The sequence below is a fragment of the Salinivibrio sp. MA427 genome, from assembly GCF_001996115.1.
Lineage (GTDB): Bacteria > Pseudomonadota > Gammaproteobacteria > Enterobacterales > Vibrionaceae > Salinivibrio > Salinivibrio costicola.
In genome coordinates, this window is record NZ_MUFH01000032.1 from 1 (window position 1) to 16,563 (window position 16,563).

The 16,563-nt window shown below is 50.0% G+C and carries 13 protein-coding genes, 2 tRNA genes and 2 pseudogenes; 11 read left to right on the top strand and 6 right to left on the bottom strand.

The window, feature by feature from the left end:
- From BZG79_RS04370 to arsJ, 5 genes and pseudogenes are all read left to right on the top strand, one after another.
- Positions 1 to 297: pseudogene (locus BZG79_RS04370) on the top strand (arsenical resistance protein ArsH); the annotation flags it as partial.
- 15 nt (positions 298 to 312) lie between these two features.
- Positions 313 to 1,374 (top strand): ACR3 family arsenite efflux transporter, encoded by a 1,062-nt coding sequence (gene arsB / locus BZG79_RS04375; RefSeq protein WP_077773809.1) that lies wholly within the window; start codon positions 313 to 315, stop codon positions 1,372 to 1,374.
- 106 nt (positions 1,375 to 1,480) lie between these two features.
- Positions 1,481 to 1,822, top strand: coding sequence for a metalloregulator ArsR/SmtB family transcription factor (locus BZG79_RS04380; protein WP_021024015.1), 342 nt, complete (start codon positions 1,481 to 1,483; stop codon positions 1,820 to 1,822).
- A gap of 11 nt (positions 1,823 to 1,833) precedes the next feature.
- Positions 1,834 to 2,841 carry an ArsJ-associated glyceraldehyde-3-phosphate dehydrogenase gene (locus BZG79_RS04385; protein ID WP_077660918.1) on the top strand — a complete coding sequence of 336 codons (1,008 nt, stop codon included), beginning with the start codon at positions 1,834 to 1,836 and terminating at the stop codon, positions 2,839 to 2,841.
- A gap of 81 nt (positions 2,842 to 2,922) precedes the next feature.
- On the top strand, positions 2,923 to 4,146 hold the full coding sequence (gene arsJ / locus BZG79_RS04390) for an organoarsenical effux MFS transporter ArsJ (protein WP_077678949.1): 1,224 nt from the start codon (positions 2,923 to 2,925) through the stop codon (positions 4,144 to 4,146).
- 49 nt (positions 4,147 to 4,195) lie between these two features.
- Here arsJ and BZG79_RS04395 read toward each other — a convergent pair whose 3' ends face one another.
- Positions 4,196 to 4,549: a DUF4168 domain-containing protein gene (locus tag BZG79_RS04395; RefSeq protein ID WP_158011530.1), complete on the bottom strand. Its 354-nt coding sequence runs from the start codon at positions 4,547 to 4,549 to the stop codon at positions 4,196 to 4,198.
- A 212-nt stretch (positions 4,550 to 4,761) separates the two neighbouring features.
- Here BZG79_RS04395 and BZG79_RS04400 point away from each other — a divergent pair, with 212 nt between their 5' ends.
- On the top strand, positions 4,762 to 5,730 hold the full coding sequence (locus BZG79_RS04400) for a glutathione S-transferase family protein (RefSeq protein WP_077660921.1): 969 nt from the start codon (positions 4,762 to 4,764) through the stop codon (positions 5,728 to 5,730).
- 61 nt (positions 5,731 to 5,791) lie between these two features.
- Here the strand turns inward: BZG79_RS04400 and BZG79_RS04405 are convergent.
- Both BZG79_RS04405 and BZG79_RS04410 read right to left on the bottom strand, forming a co-directional pair.
- Positions 5,792 to 5,876 (bottom strand) — tRNA-Tyr (locus tag BZG79_RS04405).
- A gap of 22 nt (positions 5,877 to 5,898) precedes the next feature.
- A tRNA-Tyr gene (locus BZG79_RS04410) sits at positions 5,899 to 5,983 on the bottom strand.
- A gap of 285 nt (positions 5,984 to 6,268) precedes the next feature.
- Between BZG79_RS04410 and BZG79_RS04415 the strand changes: the two genes are divergently transcribed.
- Together BZG79_RS04415 and BZG79_RS04420 are read left to right on the top strand one after the other, a co-directional pair.
- The gene (locus tag BZG79_RS04415; RefSeq protein ID WP_077678950.1) at positions 6,269 to 7,390 is read left to right on the top strand and encodes an efflux RND transporter periplasmic adaptor subunit; all 1,122 of its coding nucleotides are present in this window, start codon (positions 6,269 to 6,271) and stop codon (positions 7,388 to 7,390) included.
- Positions 7,390 to 10,539: a multidrug efflux RND transporter permease subunit gene (locus BZG79_RS04420; RefSeq protein WP_077460120.1), complete on the top strand. Its 3,150-nt coding sequence runs from the start codon at positions 7,390 to 7,392 to the stop codon at positions 10,537 to 10,539. Before BZG79_RS04415 ends, BZG79_RS04420 begins: the two co-directional genes overlap by 1 nt.
- 81 nt (positions 10,540 to 10,620) lie before the next feature.
- On the opposite strand, the gene queC is transcribed toward BZG79_RS04420, so the two are convergent.
- On the bottom strand, positions 10,621 to 11,316 hold the full coding sequence (gene queC / locus BZG79_RS04425) for a 7-cyano-7-deazaguanine synthase QueC (RefSeq protein WP_021024560.1): 696 nt from the start codon (positions 11,314 to 11,316) through the stop codon (positions 10,621 to 10,623).
- A 211-nt stretch (positions 11,317 to 11,527) separates the two neighbouring features.
- On the opposite strand from queC, the pseudogene BZG79_RS16320 reads away from it, so the two are divergent.
- Positions 11,528 to 11,671 (top strand): annotated as a pseudogene (locus tag BZG79_RS16320) (prevent-host-death family protein); the annotation flags it as partial.
- A gap of 40 nt (positions 11,672 to 11,711) precedes the next feature.
- On the opposite strand, the gene BZG79_RS04430 reads toward BZG79_RS16320, so the two are convergent.
- Entirely contained in the window at positions 11,712 to 12,143 is a 432-nt protein-coding gene (locus BZG79_RS04430) for a thioesterase family protein (RefSeq protein ID WP_241833867.1), read from the bottom strand.
- 245 nt (positions 12,144 to 12,388) lie between these two features.
- On the opposite strand from BZG79_RS04430, the gene dbpA reads away from it, so the two are divergent.
- On the top strand, positions 12,389 to 13,771 hold the full coding sequence (gene dbpA / locus BZG79_RS04435; protein WP_077678968.1) for an ATP-dependent RNA helicase DbpA: 1,383 nt from the start codon (positions 12,389 to 12,391) through the stop codon (positions 13,769 to 13,771).
- A 126-nt stretch (positions 13,772 to 13,897) separates the two neighbouring features.
- Complete coding sequence (locus tag BZG79_RS04440; RefSeq protein WP_021024566.1) at positions 13,898 to 14,392, top strand: DUF1003 domain-containing protein; 495 nt, start codon at positions 13,898 to 13,900, stop codon at positions 14,390 to 14,392.
- A 1,033-nt stretch (positions 14,393 to 15,425) separates the two neighbouring features.
- On the opposite strand, the gene BZG79_RS04450 is transcribed toward BZG79_RS04440, so the two are convergent.
- Positions 15,426 to 16,490, bottom strand: a complete 1,065-nt coding sequence (locus tag BZG79_RS04450) for a PLP-dependent cysteine synthase family protein (RefSeq protein WP_108743233.1) — start codon at positions 16,488 to 16,490, stop codon at positions 15,426 to 15,428.
- Positions 16,491 to 16,563 lie beyond the last annotated feature (73 nt).

Consider the following 16,563-nt stretch of genomic DNA (forward strand, 5'->3'; position numbering starts at 1 on the left):
GTATGTGGGGGCTCTCAATCATTCAATACGGTTAATCAGCTCCGTGTTCTCGGCCGCTGGATGCGTATGTTTACCATTCCGAACCAATCATCGGTGCCCAAAGCCTATTTAGAGTTTGATGAACAAGGCCGGATGCTGCCATCGCCTTTTTATCAACGCATTGTTGATGTGGTGGAAGAGCTTATGAAATTTACGCTCTTACTTCGTGACAACAAAGACTATCTCGTTGATCGCTACTCTGAGCGCGTTGAGAGTGCCGATGAACTATCAGCACGTGTCAATCAACGTCAGATATAAAAAGGAAATATCGCGATGACTCAATCTGAAACCTGTGCACCGTCGGCCGCGCAAAGAATGGGATGGCTCGATCGGTATTTAACCGTGTGGATTTTCCTCGCTATGGCCATTGGGGTGAGTGTGGGGTGGCTTTTTCCCGAAGTCGCGACCCTCAGTGAGCGCTTATCGGTCGGTAGCACCAATGTGCCGCTGGCGATTGGCTTGATCTTAATGATGTATCCGCCACTGGCAAAGGTGAATTATCGCTTACTGGGCTCGGTCACGCGCGATAAAAAAGCCATCACGCTGTCGCTTATTATGAACTGGGTGGTGGGTCCCATTCTTATGTTCGCGCTGGCGGTGCTGTTTTTACGTGATGAGCCAGGCTACATGGCGGGAGTGATATTGATTGGTCTTGCCCGTTGTATCGCCATGGTCTTGGTGTGGAACGATATCAGTGGCGGTAACAAAGAGTATGGCGCAGCCCTAGTGGCACTGAATAGTTTATTTCAGATCCTGACTTACAGTATGATGGCATGGCTATTTATCACCGTTTTACCCCCCATGCTGGGTCTACAAAGTTTTGTGGTGGATGTCACCATGGGCGAAATTGCACAAAGTGTGCTGATTTATCTGGGTATCCCTTTTTTGGCGGGCTATCTATCACGTACCGTGCTGGTCGCTAAAAAAGGTGAACAATGGTACGAAGACGTCTTTTTGCCACGTATTTCCCCGATGACGTTAATCGCTTTGTTGGCGACCATTGTGTTGATGTTTAGCCTAAAAGGGGAGGCGATTATTGCGTTGCCGCTTGACGTGTTACGTATCGCCGTACCGCTGGTAACTTACTTTGTGTTGATGTTCTTTATTAGCTTCTTTGTGGGTAAAAAACTGGGGATCCCCTATGACCGCAACGCGTCAATTGCGTTTACCTCATCCGGTAATAACTTTGAACTGGCGATTGCGGTGGCGATTGCGGTATTCGGCATTCACTCTGATCAAGCCTTTGCAGGAGTGATTGGGCCGCTGGTGGAAGTACCGGTGTTGATTGCTTTGGTGAATATCGCGCTAAGGATGAAGCGGCGTTATACGATTTAATATGAAGCTTTTATGAATTCCTGTCTGTCAGGGTTGCGTGCATGCTTGGGTTTATTAATATACGTATATCCATATGTGCATTTAATAAAGCGTAATGAGAGAGCCTATGTTGCCTCACCAGTTTTTCAAATTGTTAGCGGATGAAACGCGCGTGCGGTGTTTGCTGCTCATTGCTCGTGAAGGGCAGTTATGTGTGTGCGAGCTCACCGAAGCGCTGGATACCTCACAGCCTAAGATCTCACGCCACTTGGCACAACTGCGGGCCAGTGGGGTGTTGGTTGATACGCGCCAAGGGCAATGGGTGTTTTATCGCTTAGCCGCTGATTTACCGGGCTGGATGCGCAAACAAATTCAGGGCTTAGTTGATTCCAACTGCCTAAAAGACACTTATCAAGAAGATATCACGCGGCTTGCCAAGATGGCGTCACGCCCCACCTGCTGCGTGTAAAGGAGAGAGTAATGACAATTAAAGTCGGGATTAATGGATTTGGTCGAATTGGTCGTTTGGCATTACGGGCTGCATTTGATTGGCCAGAGCTCGAGTTTGTGCACATTAACGATGTGGCCGGTGATACCGAAACGCTGGCGCATTTGCTGGAGTTTGATTCGGTACAAGGGCGTTGGCATCACGCGGTGAGTGCGGAAGGCAATCGCGTGCAGATTAACGGCCAAACATTAACGACAAGCCAAGAGAAAGCGATTGATGCAGTCGATTGGTCAGGTTGTGATGTGGTGATTGAGGCAACCGGAAAACACCGTGACGCGGATTTGCTACAACAATACTTGGACCAAGGCGTGAAGCGCGTAGTGGTCTCTGCACCGGTCAAAGATGAGCGTGTGGCGAATATCGTGGTGGGGGTTAATGACGCGATTTTTGATCCGAGCAAACATCGAATTGTTACTGCGGCGTCGTGCACCACGAACTGCCTGGCACCGATTGTGAAAGTGATCCATGAAAAACTGGGAATTGCGCAGTCAACCTTCACCACCATTCATGATTTAACCAATACCCAAACGATTTTAGATGCGCCGCACAAAGACTTACGTCGCGCCCGTGCGTGTGGCATGAGCTTGATCCCGACCACCACAGGATCAGCAACGGCCATTGTGGAAATTTTCCCGGATCTAAAAGGCAAGATTAATGGCCATGCAGTGCGTGTCCCGCTCGCCAATGCGTCACTGACGGATGTGATTTTTGATGTGGAAACCGATACCACCGCCGACGAGGTGAATGCACTGTTGCAACAGGCCGCGGACGGCGAGCTTAAAGGCATTCTTGGCTTTGAGGCGCGTCCTTTAGTCTCGATTGATTATCGTGGCGATCAGCGCTCTACCATTGTCGATGGGTTGTCCACTATGGTGGTGGGTAAGCGTATGGTCAAAATCTATGCGTGGTATGACAACGAAATGGGGTATGCCACGCGCACCGCTGAGTTGGTGCGCAACGTCGGTCTTATCGATCAGTAAGTGATGCTTGTTAACGGTGGCGGTGCATACAGTGCATCGCCTTTATTTACCGCTTTTATCAAACCTAAATAGACGGCCACTATGTTTGCTCAATTAAGCCAATCTGTGCGCCAGTACATGCTGGTTACCTTTAACTATTGGAACTTCACCATCACCGACGGCGCATTGCGCATGTTGGTGGTGCTGTACTTTTATGACTTAGGCTACGGCACCTTAGAAATTGCCTCGCTGTTTTTGTTTTACGAATTCTTTGGGGTAGTGACCAATCTTGTCGGCGGCTGGTTAGGGGCTCGATTAGGGCTTAACCGCACCATGAATATTGGCCTAGGCATGCAAATTGTGGCGCTTACTATGCTGGCGGTACCCGCGGCGTGGCTAACCATCCCCTGGGTGATAGCGGCACAAGCGCTATCTGGGATTGCGAAAGATCTCAATAAAATGAGTGCGAAAAGTGCGATCAAAACCCTGGTGCCCGATAATGCACAGGGTGCGCTGTTTAAGTGGATTGCGATCCTCACCGGCTCTAAGAACGCGCTCAAAGGGGCAGGCTTTTTTGTCGGTGGCGCACTGCTGTCTTTCATTGGCTTTCAATACGCGGTGGCAGCCATGGCCGGTGTGCTGACTGTGGTCTTTATTGGCAGTGTGGTGTCACTAAAAGCGGATTTAGGTAAAGCCAAAAGTAAGCCTAAGTTTTCAGAAATATTTTCCAAGTCGCGCAGCGTCAATATCCTCTCAGCGGCACGCATGTTTCTCTTTGGTGCGCGAGACGTGTGGTTTGTCGTCGCCTTACCGATTTATTTGGGCAACACATTCGGTTGGAGCCATAGTATGGTCGGTGGCTTTCTTGCGCTGTGGGTGATTGCCTATGGTGTGGTGCAAGGGATTGCCCCAAAAATCACTGGGCGTCAAGCAGGGCACTCACCGGGTGGTAAAGCAGCGTTAGGTTGGGCAGGTTTATTGGCCGTGGTGACGGGTGTTATTGCTTACGCAATTGGCGAGCAATGGTACCCACAAGCGGTCATCATTGTCGGATTAATGCTGTTTGGCGTTATTTTTGCGGTTAACTCGTCGCTGCATTCTTACTTGATTGTGAGCTATGCCAAAGGCGATGGCGTGTCGTTGGACGTGGGCTTTTACTATATGGCCAACGCGATGGGGCGATTAATTGGCACGGTGTTGTCGGGCTGGGTTTTCCAAGTATGGGGATTAGCGGCCTGTTTGTGGGTCTCGTTCGTCTTCTTGTTCATTACGACGGTGATTTCGCTGTGGCTACCTAGATCGCACGTCTCGGTGGCTCAAACCTAAACAAATAATAAGGGCAAGAGAATACACTTGCCCTTGTTCCAAGCTATATTTACTCATTGATCATGTTGCTGATCTTCTTTTGCAGTTCTTTATCTTCACGCGCTTGACGAAAGACATTGTTATATTCTTCAATGGATAGGCCTGTTGCCTCAATGGCTTGCGCCATTTCTTTCTGCGTCTCCGCCATTAGTGCTTTAGCTTGCTCTTCATCACTGATGCTCTCGAGCTTACTTTGATAGTCTTTAGATATTGAAACAACCTGTTCAGCCGCTTCAGCGTAGCTGCTCACCACTTGGTCAGTCAGCTGATCTGCCGACATTTCGGTTGTCTCATTGGCAGCGAAACTTGGCAGACTGGCTGCAACAACAAACGCAAAAGATAGGGTCGCTAATAAACGTTTCATCAATTTTCTCCTTTTATTCATCGCTATTCACAGTAGAGGACATGGTGAGTGAAGGTCAAACGCGAAAAAGGCGATTAAGAAAGTTCTAACAAAATCATGACATTCTCAATGTCGGAGCCATTGCTCAGCTTTTTCGAATAACTCCAACAATCGGGTCTGCCGACATTTCTATTGTTGCTTCATATACTGCACATAGAAAGAAAGGAGGACCTATGGGAAAACTGATTGACGGTATTTGGCACGATGTGTGGTATGACACCAAAGCATCAGGCGGGCGCTTTGTTCGTGAAGATGCTGGATTCCGACATTGGATAACCGCGAGCGGTGAAGCCGGCCCAAGCGGGGATGCTGGCTTTAAAGCAGCGTCCGATCGTTATCATCTCTATGTATCTCTCGCTTGCCCGTGGGCACATCGCACCTTGATTATGCGTCATTTGAAAGGGCTTGAGCCTCACATTGATGTCACTGTCGTTGCGCCCGAAATGTTGGAGTATGGCTGGACGTTTTCCGAGCCCGAGCCTTTATACGGGTTTGAGTACGCTCACCAGCTTTACACGCAAGCCAAACCTGACTATACCGGCCGGGTCACTGTGCCGATTTTGTGGGATAAGAAAACCCAGACCATTGTCAGTAATGAATCGGCCGATATCATTCGGATGTTTAATTCGGCCTTTAATGCCATTACGGGGAATGATGACGATTATTACCCAGAAAACCTGCGTGCAGCGGTAGATCAGTGGAATGAATTTGTTTATCCGAACGTGAACAACGGCGTGTATAAATGTGGCTTTGCCACCGAACAAGCGGCTTATGAAGACGCCTTTGATCAGCTATTCAGTGCATTGACGGTATTGGACGATCATCTGAGTCGCAACCGCTATCTGGCTGGGAATCAGATCACAGAAGCAGACTGGCGATTATTTACCACTTTAATCCGCTTTGATCCTGTGTACGTGGGTCACTTTAAATGTAACAAACAACGTATCGCCGACTACTGCAATTTGTTCTGCTATATGAAAGAGTTATTTCAAGTGCCAGGCGTGGCAGGAACGGTCGATATGCACCATATCAAAACCCATTACTACTACAGCCACGGCAACATTAATCCGACGCGCATTGTGCCTAAAGGGCCAGAGCAAGATTTGTGGTCGCCGCATGGGCGGGCGGCCTTGACTGGATAACGAATAGAATGTGTTGTTTCGCACAACGAACAAGGGCCAGCAAATGCTGGCCCTTTAAAAATGGTGGTGGAGGAAGGATTCGAACCTTCGAAGGCTGAGCCGTCAGATTTACAGTCTGATCCCTTTGACCGCTCGGGAACTCCACCACGGAGTCTTGCTTTGTAAAATTGGTGGTGGAGGAAGGATTCGAACCTTCGAAGGCTGAGCCGTCAGATTTACAGTCTGATCCCTTTGACCGCTCGGGAACTCCACCACGCGATTGAGGCGAATCTTACCAAACCGATTGGAGCTGTAAAGGGTTTTCTTAATCTCAGAATGCGGTTGGTGTTTTTTTCAACGTCTTGCGTCCAAAATCAGCGATAAGCGTTGTTTTTATCGCTTTTTGAAACCTGCCTGAGTTTTCACAGTCTGAATGCTATGTAGCTAAATCTCGAATTTGGATGTAATAACGATAAAAAACAACGTCTTTACAATTCTTTAAGGACAAAAAAAAGTAGATCAGTACACTGGTGCTATTCAAATAATAAGGTGTCATGCAATGAAAAAATGGATGCTATTGGGCGTCGCTGTGTTGGCGGGAATCGCGTACTGGCAGTTTGGTGACTCGGCGCCATCGACCGACGAGACATCTGCGCCACCACCAGGCGCTCGCTCTGTGGATGTGATGACCGCGCCGGTAGAAACCCAGTCTGTTTCACCGTCTCTGTCGTTAGTGGGAAACGTCAAAGCTCATCAACAGATCAGTATTGAATCGGAAGTGTCGGCACGGATTGAAACCGTCCATGTGCAGCCGGGGGAAACGGTTGAAAAGGACGCACCTTTGGTGACATTTAACCGCGCCAAAGCCCAAGCGGCTGTGCTGGAAGCGTCGGCCTATCTGAATGATGAAATGCGTAAATTTAAAGAATACAATAAGTTGGCGCAGCGCGGAGCATTGACGCAAACCGAGTTGGAAGCACAACAAGCCAGCGTCAACATTGCCAAAGCCCGTTTGCAGTCGGCGCAATCTGATTTAGATGATCATCGCCTAACCGCGCCATTTTCCGGGCGTATCGGTTTGTTTGATCTTAGCGTCGGTCAGCGTGTGGACATCGGTGAAACCTTGTTCAGTCTCGATAATCTGTCGCGTATGAATCTGGATATTCAAGTCCCAGAGCAGTATTTCAGCCGCTTATATCCTGATATGCCAGTGGTAGTGACCTCCCAAGCTTGGCCGGACAAAACGTTCAATGGTGAGATTCGGGTCGTGGACTCTCGTATCAATCAAGACGCGTTATCTGTTGGTGTCCGGGTCGCGTTGGATAACCCTGAAAGCCAACTGCAACCTGGTATGCTGATGGAAGCAAAATTGGCCTTACCACAACAGCAAGCGGTGATTGTCCCGGTGCAAGCGCTGCAGTATTCCGGCACCCGTCGCTATGTGTTTCGTGTTGATGATGAAGGTATCGCCCATCGTACCGAAATTACCCTCGGTGCACGCATTGATAACCAAGTGGTAGTGAGTAAAGGACTTGAACCGGGGCAAAACATCGTCATACAAGGCTTGGTGAACATGCGCGATGGCGCACAAGTATCAGTGTTAAATGCAGAAGCGCCTAAACATCAAGCTGATGATCAAAGCCGTGTCGATGAGACCGCATCTGAGACGGAGGCCAGCTAATGTGGTTATCTGATGTGTCGGTGAAGCGGCCGGTGATGGCGGTGGTTTTGAGTTTACTGCTATGTGTGTTTGGTGCTGTGTCTTTTTCGACGCTCTCTGTGCGTGAGATGCCGGATATTGATAGCCCTGTGGTGAGCATTTACACCGGATATTCGGGCGCGTCGGCAAGCATTATGGAAAGCCAAGTCACACAGTTGATTGAAGATGAGCTGTCCGGGATCAGCGGTATTGATGAAATTACGTCAGTCAGTCGTAATGGTTCATCGCGTATCACGGTGGAATTTAACCTCGATCATCCACTGACTGAAGGCGTGAGTGATGTGCGCGATGCGGTGGCGCGTGCGCAAGGTGGACTGCCCGATGATGCCAATGATCCGATTGTGTATAAAGATAACGGCACCGGTGAGGCCGCGATATACATTAATCTTGCCTCATCGGAAATGGATCGCAACCAGCTCACCGAATACGCCCAGCGCACCCTGGAAGATAGATTCAGTTTGATCTCCGGCGTAAGCTCGGTCGATTTATACGGTGCGCTGTATAAAGTGATGTATGTGAAACTGGATCCGACGCAGATGGCAGGACATGGCGTCACGACCCAAGATATTCTCGATGCATTGCGGGAGGAAAACCTAGAAAGCCCGGGCGGGGAAATCCGCAATGACGTGATGACCATGCCGGTGCGTAGCGATCGTTTGTATCGTGATGCGGAAGATTTTAAACAGCTGGTGATACGAACCACAGCCGATGGCACCGCGATTTATTTGTCGGACGTGGCGGACGTGGCGATTGGTTCACGCAATGAAGATGCGACCTATAAAAACAATGGTATCAACAACTTGAGTTTGGCCTTGATCCCACAATCCGATGCCAATCCGCTTGATATCTCTGATCGTGCCCATAAGCTCGTGGATGATATGCAGGCGTTTCTCCCTGAAGGCACGCGTCTGTGGGTCGATTATGACACCACCATATTTATCGAGCGATCGATAGAGGAAGTGTACAGCACGCTCTTTATTACTGGTGCGTTGGTGGTGCTGGTATTGTATATCTTTATCGGCCAAGCGCGTGCAACACTGATTCCCGCGGTGACCGTGCCTGTGTCATTGATTTCGGCCTTTATCGTTGCCTCAGCATTGGGGTTCTCGATTAATCTTCTTACCTTAATGGCGCTGATCTTAGCGATTGGGTTAGTGGTGGATGATGCCATCGTGGTGGTCGAAAATATCTTCCATCATTTACAGCAAGGCGATAAACCCTTGGTGGCCGCGTACCGCGGGGCGCGAGAAGTTGGTTTTGCGGTGATTGCGACCACGGCGGTGCTGGTGATGGTGTTCTTACCCATTACCTATATGGACGGCATGATAGGCAAGCTATTCACAGAATTTGCGGTGATGCTGGCCGTGACCGTGTTGTGTTCATCCTTGATTGCTCTGACGCTGACGCCCGTGCTGGGCAGTAAGTTACTGCGCTTAAATGTTTCATCCAGTCCGGTCAACCGCATTGTGACACGTGGGTTTGAGCGGCTTGAAAGCTATTATCGGCGCGCTTTAGTGCAGGTGCTGCGCTGGCGTTGGATGGCCCCAGTAGTAATCCTACTTTGCCTTGGTGGCAGTGGGGCGTTAATGCAATCTTTACCGTCTCAGTTGGTGCCGCAAGAAGACCGTGGTGTACTGTTAGCCTTTGTGAAAGGCGCTGAAGGGACGGCTTATAACCGCATGGTGGGCAACATTGAGCAAATTGAACAGCGCTTAATGCCACTGGTGGAAGCGGGCACCTTGAGTTCGGTGAGCTTGCAGACGCCCGCGTTTGGTGGTCGTGCCGGCGATCAAACCGGCTTTGTGATCATGCTTTTACCGGATTGGGATGAGCGCGACCGTTCAGCACAAGCCATTCTCGGAGAAGTACGTCAGGTACTGAATGGTGTGCCAGATGTGCAAGTGTTCCCGTTTGCGCCCGGCTTTGGCGGTCGAAGCTCTGAGCCGGTGCAATTTGTACTCAGCGGCCCAGACTACCCTGAGTTGCATCGCTGGGCTGAGACCTTAGGTGAAATGAGTCGTGAAGCGGGCATGATTGATAGCCCAGACTATGACTACAGCCAAAATACGCCTGAGCTAGTCGTCAAAGTAGACCGCCGTCGTGCGTCTGAACTTGGCATTTCGGTACGGGACGTCTCCGACACCTTGGAAGTCATGTTAGGTGGTCGCGCGCAGACCAGCTATGTGGATCGCGGTGAAGAATATGATGTGTATGTCCGTGGCGATGAAAATGCGTTTAGCAGCAAGAGCGATCTGAGTCGTATCTATATGCGCAGTCGTAGTGGTCAATTGGTCTCGCTGGATGCGGTAACCACGGTGGAAGAAACCGCCTCTGCGCAGCGTCTAAGCCATACCAACAAGCAAAAATCGATCACCTTATCGGCGCACTTAGGTGAGGATGTGACGCTCGGCCAAGCACTCGATTATCTCGACTCCGCGGCGGCCGAGACGCTGCCAGCTGATATCTCGGTGGGCTACTCGGGCGAGTCGAAAGATTTTCGGGACAACCAAACCAGTGTGCTGGTGGTGTTTGGTTTAGCCCTCTTGGTATCGTACTTGGTGTTAGCGGCGCAATTTGAAAGCTTTATCAACCCCTTGGTAGTGATGTTGACGGTGCCCATGGGGATGCTAGGTGGCTTTTTAGGTTTGTGGCTGACCAACCAAGGGATCAATATCTATAGCCAAATTGGTTTGATCATGCTGATTGGGATGGTGACGAAAAACGGTATCTTAATCGTGGAGTTTGCCAACCAATTGCGTGATCGTGGTATTGCATTTGAAAAAGCGATTATCGATGCGTCAGTCCGTCGCTTGCGACCGATTTTGATGACGGCGTTTACCACCTTGGCAGGGATGATCCCGCTGATCCTGTCAACCGGGGCGGGGGCAGAGAGTCGTATCGCGGTTGGGACGGTGATCTTCACCGGCATGGCCTTTGCGACCTTTGTCACCTTGCTGGTGATCCCAGCGATGTATCGCTTGCTCTCGGTACATACCCATTCGCCTGAGTATGTGGCGCAGCAATTAGATAAAGCGTTGGCAGTGGAAACCGTGCATCGGACCAGTCATGGTGAGTTTGATACTAATCCGCATGATGAGCCGCGTAAATAGCCGCTGTTGTATGCTCGATACAAAAACCGCCTCGCGATGAGGCGGTTTTTTATTTCTTGTTGCTACCAAGGATGCGCGCTGTTACGCGTTTTCGGCTTGTTTGCGTTGCAGTGCGGCTTGTACGTCCGTTTGATTGGCGAGGTAGTCATCTAAGCCACGCTGACGCAAGTGGCAGGCTGGACATTCACCACAGCCAGTGCCTTTAATCCCGTTATAACAGGTTAGGGTGTGGTCGCGCACAAAATCGAGGGCGTGATACTGGTCGGCCAGTGCCCAGGTCTCGGCTTTATTCAGCCACATCAGCGGCGTCACTAATGCGAGTTGTCTATCCATGCCTTGCTCAAGGGCTTGCTGCATCGATTGAATAAAATCGTTGCGACAATCTGGGTAGCCAGAAAAGTCGGTTTCGCAGACACCGGTGATCACTGCCTCAGCGCCAATTTGATAGGCGTAGATGCCGGCCAAAGTCAAAAACAAGATATTCCGTCCCGGCACAAAAGAATTGGGCAGGCCGTTTTCGTTCAGCGCGTTAGAAACGGGAATGTTGTCGCGTGTGAGCGAGCTAATCGCTAATTCGTTGAGCAAGCCAACATCTAATACCTTGTGCGCACTGACTTTGCGGTTTGCAGCAATCTCACGGGCAACGTCAATTTCTTGCTTGTGACGCTGGTTATAGTCGAAAGTGAGGCAATGCACTTCGTCGTACTCTGCCTGCGCTTGAATCAAACAGGTGGTTGAGTCCTGTCCTCCGCTAAATACCACAACGGCTTTTTTCATCGGTTTGTCCTCTGGCGGTGCTGCTCACCCAGTGTTACACAGAGCACGGATGGTACCCCTGTGTGGTATCGACAGCAAGCCAGATGCGATGATCTGAGTGTTGCGTTATCACAAACAAAATCCCTGTTCCTGTGAGCATCAAGTGCTACAGTAACGGTATTTAGATGTCACGATTGATCGAGCGATGAAAGTAGAACGAGTAACTACCTCATTAAATGTGGATGATTATGAGTTAACGCAGAGCCGTCTTGCTATCTTAGAAGGGATCGCGCGTGGCGAGCGCGCCATTACCGAAGAGAAGCTCTTGAGTCACCATGATGCCAAAGAACAAATGTCCAAATGGCTCAGCGGCTGACTGCGCGTCAGGCAACGCGCAGTGCTCGTCTCTATGCTTACTATTTCACCACAAAGGCTTTTAACCCTTCGAGCGTTTCAGCTGGGATAGGACAGCTTTTACCGGTTTTAAAATCGCAATAGACAATCAAAGCCTCGCCTTCGGCCACACAGCGTTCTTGATTGTGACTGTAGATTTCATACTTCATCGCATAGCGCTTTTCTTGAATATCCTCCACCCAAGCCACGGTGGTGATGGTATCTGGATACACCAAAGGGGCGCGATAATCGCAGCGCGTCGAGCCAACCACCGGGCCAACATGCAGTCGTTTAGCTAGCTCGAACACTTCCAGTTTTTCAAGCATCACCACGCGCACATCTTCAAAATAGCGAAAGTACACGGTGTTATTGATGTGTTGCAGGGCGTCCATGTCGTTCCAAACAATCGCCTGCGTATGAGAGAGTGGGTAGTTTTCTACTGGGATATTTGCCACAAGACAATCCTCCTTTATTGTGTGCCTTGATTGCACACCAAGCACAATGACAAGACAAGCTGGGCAAGTGTAAATACGGAGCTTGGTCTAACAATTGCGTAACAAAATGAATAAAGTGGCAAAGCAGGGAGCAAAGCGTGTGGCTATAATCGACTAATGTGGCAGCAGCCAGATTCTGGTATGATACGCCCCCTTTTTGGCCGTGCTTGGGCGCGGCTTTGTTTACTTTTGCTGTGGATACGACTTTGACTGATACCGCTTTTTCCTCGCTCGCGTTACCTGCTGATTTACTCGATAACTTAGCGACGCTGGGTTACACCGAAATGACACCGATTCAGGCGCAGAGCTTGCCGTCTGTGCTCGATGGTAAAGACATTATTGCTCAAGCAAAGACAGGTTCAGGGAAAACAGCGGCGTTTAGCCTTGGCGTGTTAGCCAAACTGAACGTGAAGCGCTTTCGCGTACAATCCTTGGTGCTGTGTCCAACCCGTGAGTTGGCCGAGCAAGTCGCTGAGGAGATGCGCAAGTTGGCGCGTGGCCGCCATAATGTCAAAGTACTGACGCTGTGTGGCGGGGTATCGATTGGCCCGCAAATTGGCTCACTGGAGCATGGTGCACACATTATTGTCGGCACTCCAGGGCGTGTCGACGATCATTTACGCAAGGGCACCTTGCGCCTTGATGATGTTGAGACCTTGGTGTTAGATGAAGCCGATCAGATGCTGGATATGGGCTTCCAAGATACCTTGGATGCTATCATTGCGCGTGTTCCCGCTCATCGCCAAACCTTATTATTCAGCGCCACCTTCCCGCGCTCGATCAATGCTATTGCCCAGCGAGTGCTGAGCCACCCTGTCTCCGTTAAAGTGGATGAGGTGCAAACGCAAAGTACAATCTCGCAACACGTCTATAAAGTTGATGACAACACGCAGCGTTACCAAGCGTTAAAGCTACTGTTATTGCACTTTCAGCCGCAAAGTTGTGTGGTGTTCTGTACGACCAAAGTCCAAACACAACAAGTGTGCGATAACTTAGAAAACGATGGTTTTAGCGCCGTTGCCTTGCATGGCGATATTGAACAGCGTGGCCGTGAGCGCACCTTGGTAAAATTTGCCAACAAAAGTGCCTCGGTGCTGGTGGCCACTGATGTCGCCGCGCGAGGCTTAGACATTGATGACATGGATATGGTGATCAACTATCAACTCGCCCACGATCCGCAAACTCACGTGCACCGCGTCGGCCGTACCGGGCGCGCAGGCAAAAAAGGGGTAGCGTGTTCGTTGTATAACGATGCTGAGCACTATAAGTTGGCGATGATTGGCGATCAATATGACCGCGATTTTCTCCCCGAAGCCCTGCCGCCGCAGCATTTGCTCGACACTACGCCTTATCAGCCTGAGATGGCAACCTTGATGATTGACTCAGGTAAAAAACAAAAAGTACGCGCGGGCGATATTTTAGGCGCACTAACCGGTCAAGATGGTATTGACGGTAAACAGGTGGGTAAAATCAATGTGCTCGATAATGTGGCGTTTATTGCAGTGTCGCAATCCTGCGTTAAAGCCGCGTTGCGTAAGCTGAATGATGGAAAAGTGAAAGGCCGCACCATTCGCGCCCGCCGGGTTTGATCTTTACCGTAAGCTATAGATTAGCTTGCTAAGCTGCTAAATTAACCTACTCTATTTCAATCGCTTAATTGAAGAGGTACGCACGACACCGTTTTTCGTGTCGCGCGTATTTACACGGAGTGGAAAATGAAAAAGTATTTTGAGAATTTAGCAAAAGCCTTGCTCGGCCAGCCGTTTGGTAGCCTGAGTTCAGGTGAGAAAAAAGTCATTGAAAGCATTGCCAATAATACGTCTGTCTCTGAAAACGTTAACAAGTCCTTTCACGAAAGTCTGACACCCGGGCAAATGGTGGCGGATAAAATTGCCTCATTTGGTGGTTCTTGGTCGTTTATCGGACTTTTCTTCGCTTTCATTATTGGCTGGATTGTCGTGAATACGGTTTGGTTGGTGGGGGACACTTCTTTTGATCCTTATCCATTTATTTTGCTTAACCTAGGATTGTCCAGTCTGGCGGCTTTCCAAGCGCCTATCATCATGATGTCGCAAAACCGCCAAGCGGCAAAAGATAGGATGGAGCAAAAAGCCACCTACGAAATCAACCTAAAACTCGAGCTCGAGCTAATGCGCCTGCACGACAAGTTTGATGCCCTGCAGGCGCGAATAGATAGAGATACGGACTAGCGTGTTGACACTTTGTTGTGAGTTTTATTAATCGTTTGGCTCAAATGTCGAAGGCGCCATGCAACGGGCGCGCCGGCTACACCGAGTGACAAGATTAATATCGCCCCGGCGCTTGCCCGATCTACACGAAATTTATGTTTCGGTGGTGCCATTGGCGACGATGCCACAAGGCGTTAATATTTAACGTCGATGATTCCATTGGCGTAGGTGACACAAGCCCCAGCACGATGATGGGTATGTGCACATTGTCAACGGGCGCCTGTCACAATCGGTGCCAAATTTGACATCGAGGTTAATCTTTGGCTTTGATGTCGGATGGCGCGCGGCCCATATCGTGATAATGATTGGCATTGTGCTGGCGCTTATACCGACCTACGCCTGGTTTCTATATCGGTGGTGCCATCGGCGACGATTGCTCGTTCCCACGCTCCTGCGTGGGAATGCATACAATGACAAAATTTATACATTGATGGTGCCATTGGCGTAGGTGACACAAGCCCCGGGACATTGTTGGATAAGTGCACATTGTCAACGGGCGCCTGTCACGATCGGTGCCAAATTTGACATCGAGGTTAATCTTTGGCTTTGATGTCGGATGGCGCGCGGCCCACATCGTGATAATGATTGGCATTGTGCTGGCGCTTATGCCGACCTACGCCTGGTTTATATATCGGTGGTGCCATTGGCGACGATTACACAAGCCCCGGCTCGAGGATGGATATGTGCAAATTGCCAACGGGCGCGCCGGCTGCACCGAGTGACAAGTTTAATATCGTCCCAGCGCTTATGCCGACCTACGCCTGATCTATATATTAACGCGCCTGTTTATCCNACGCCTGGTTTATATATCGGTGGTGCCATTGGCGACGATTACACAAGCCCCGGCTCGAGGATGGATATGTGCAAAGTGCCAACGGGCGCGCCGGCTGCACCGAGTGACAAGTTTAATATCGTCCCAGCGCTTATGCCGACCTACGCCTGATCTATATATTAACGCGCCTGTTTATCCAACGTCTGTATAGACGATGGCGCGTTACCCCAACAAAGTCTGCAAATCATGGGTCGCTTGGTCGAGCGCCCCAATGTGCTCGCGTACCCAATCAGGGTTGTAATAGGTGTCTAGGTAGCGCTCGCCGCTGTCACATAGTAAGGTGACGATAGAGCCTTTCTCGCCGTTGGCGCGCATTTCATTCGCCAGCATCAAGACGCCGTACAGGTTAGTACCCGTGGACGCACCGGCTTTGCGGCCAAGCTGGCTTTCTAGCCAGTGAATGGTGGCGATACTGTGAGTGTCCGGCACTGTGGTCATTCTATCAATCACGCCGGGAATAAAGCTGGGCTCGACACGTGGCCGTCCAATCCCTTCAATCCGACTGCTCTCATCCGTCGTTAAGTTTTTATCGCCGGTGAGGAAGTAATCGTGAAATACCGAGTGCTCAGCATCGGCCACCATCAGTTGAGTGGGTTGGCAGCGATAGCGAATGTAGCGGCCAATGGTCGCCGAGGTACCGCCGGTGCCTGGGCTCATCACAATCCAGCGAGGGATCGGAAAGCGCTCGTACTGCATTTGCTCAAAAATACGGTTGGCAATGTTGTTATTGCTACGCCAGTCCGTTGCTCGCTCGGCATAGGTAAACTGATCCATGTAATGGCCATTGAGCTCTTTAGCAAGGCGGCGAGACTCGGCATAGATTTGGTCTGACCGCTCGACAAAGTGCGCTTCACCGCCATAAAAACGAATTTGCTCAATCTTCTTACACGCAGTGTTTTTGGGCACCACAGCAATAAACCGTAAGCCAAGTAGGCGAGCAAAATACGCTTCGGAAATGGCAGTACTGCCTGATGAGCTTTCAATGATGGTGGTGTGTTCATCAATCCAACCATTACATAAGCCGTACAAAAACAAAGAGCGCGCCAAGCGATGCTTTAGGCTACCGGTTGGATGGGTACTTTCGTCTTTCAGATAGATATCGATATCCGCGAAGCTAGGGAGGTCGAGCTTGATTAAATGGGTATCTGCAGAGCGTTTAAAGTCCGCTTCAATGAGGCGAATCGCGTTACCGACCCAAGTATGGCAAGGATGTGGGGTTGTCATCATGCGTCTCCGAATACGTGATTAGTACCAGTTTACGCAAAGCGCAGGATAAAAACCTTGCTATTTTTGCTCTATA

Excerpts from the sequence above, each read along its gene's own strand:
- arsB (WP_077773809.1), top strand. The coding sequence starts at position 313 with ATGACTCAATCTGAAACCTGTGCACCGTCGGCCGCGCAAAGAATGGGA.
- BZG79_RS04380 (WP_021024015.1), top strand. The coding sequence starts at position 1,481 with ATGTTGCCTCACCAGTTTTTCAAATTGTTAGCGGATGAAACGCGCGTG.
- BZG79_RS04385 (WP_077660918.1), top strand. The coding sequence starts at position 1,834 with ATGACAATTAAAGTCGGGATTAATGGATTTGGTCGAATTGGTCGTTTG.
- arsJ (WP_077678949.1), top strand. The coding sequence starts at position 2,923 with ATGTTTGCTCAATTAAGCCAATCTGTGCGCCAGTACATGCTGGTTACC.
- BZG79_RS04395 (WP_158011530.1), bottom strand. The coding sequence starts at position 4,549 with ATGAAACGTTTATTAGCGACCCTATCTTTTGCGTTTGTTGTTGCAGCC.
- BZG79_RS04400 (WP_077660921.1), top strand. The coding sequence starts at position 4,762 with ATGGGAAAACTGATTGACGGTATTTGGCACGATGTGTGGTATGACACC.
- BZG79_RS04415 (WP_077678950.1), top strand. The coding sequence starts at position 6,269 with ATGAAAAAATGGATGCTATTGGGCGTCGCTGTGTTGGCGGGAATCGCG.
- BZG79_RS04420 (WP_077460120.1), top strand. The coding sequence starts at position 7,390 with ATGTGGTTATCTGATGTGTCGGTGAAGCGGCCGGTGATGGCGGTGGTT.
- queC (WP_021024560.1), bottom strand. The coding sequence starts at position 11,316 with ATGAAAAAAGCCGTTGTGGTATTTAGCGGAGGACAGGACTCAACCACC.
- BZG79_RS04440 (WP_021024566.1), top strand. The coding sequence starts at position 13,898 with ATGAAAAAGTATTTTGAGAATTTAGCAAAAGCCTTGCTCGGCCAGCCG.
- BZG79_RS04450 (WP_108743233.1), bottom strand. The coding sequence starts at position 16,490 with ATGATGACAACCCCACATCCTTGCCATACTTGGGTCGGTAACGCGATT.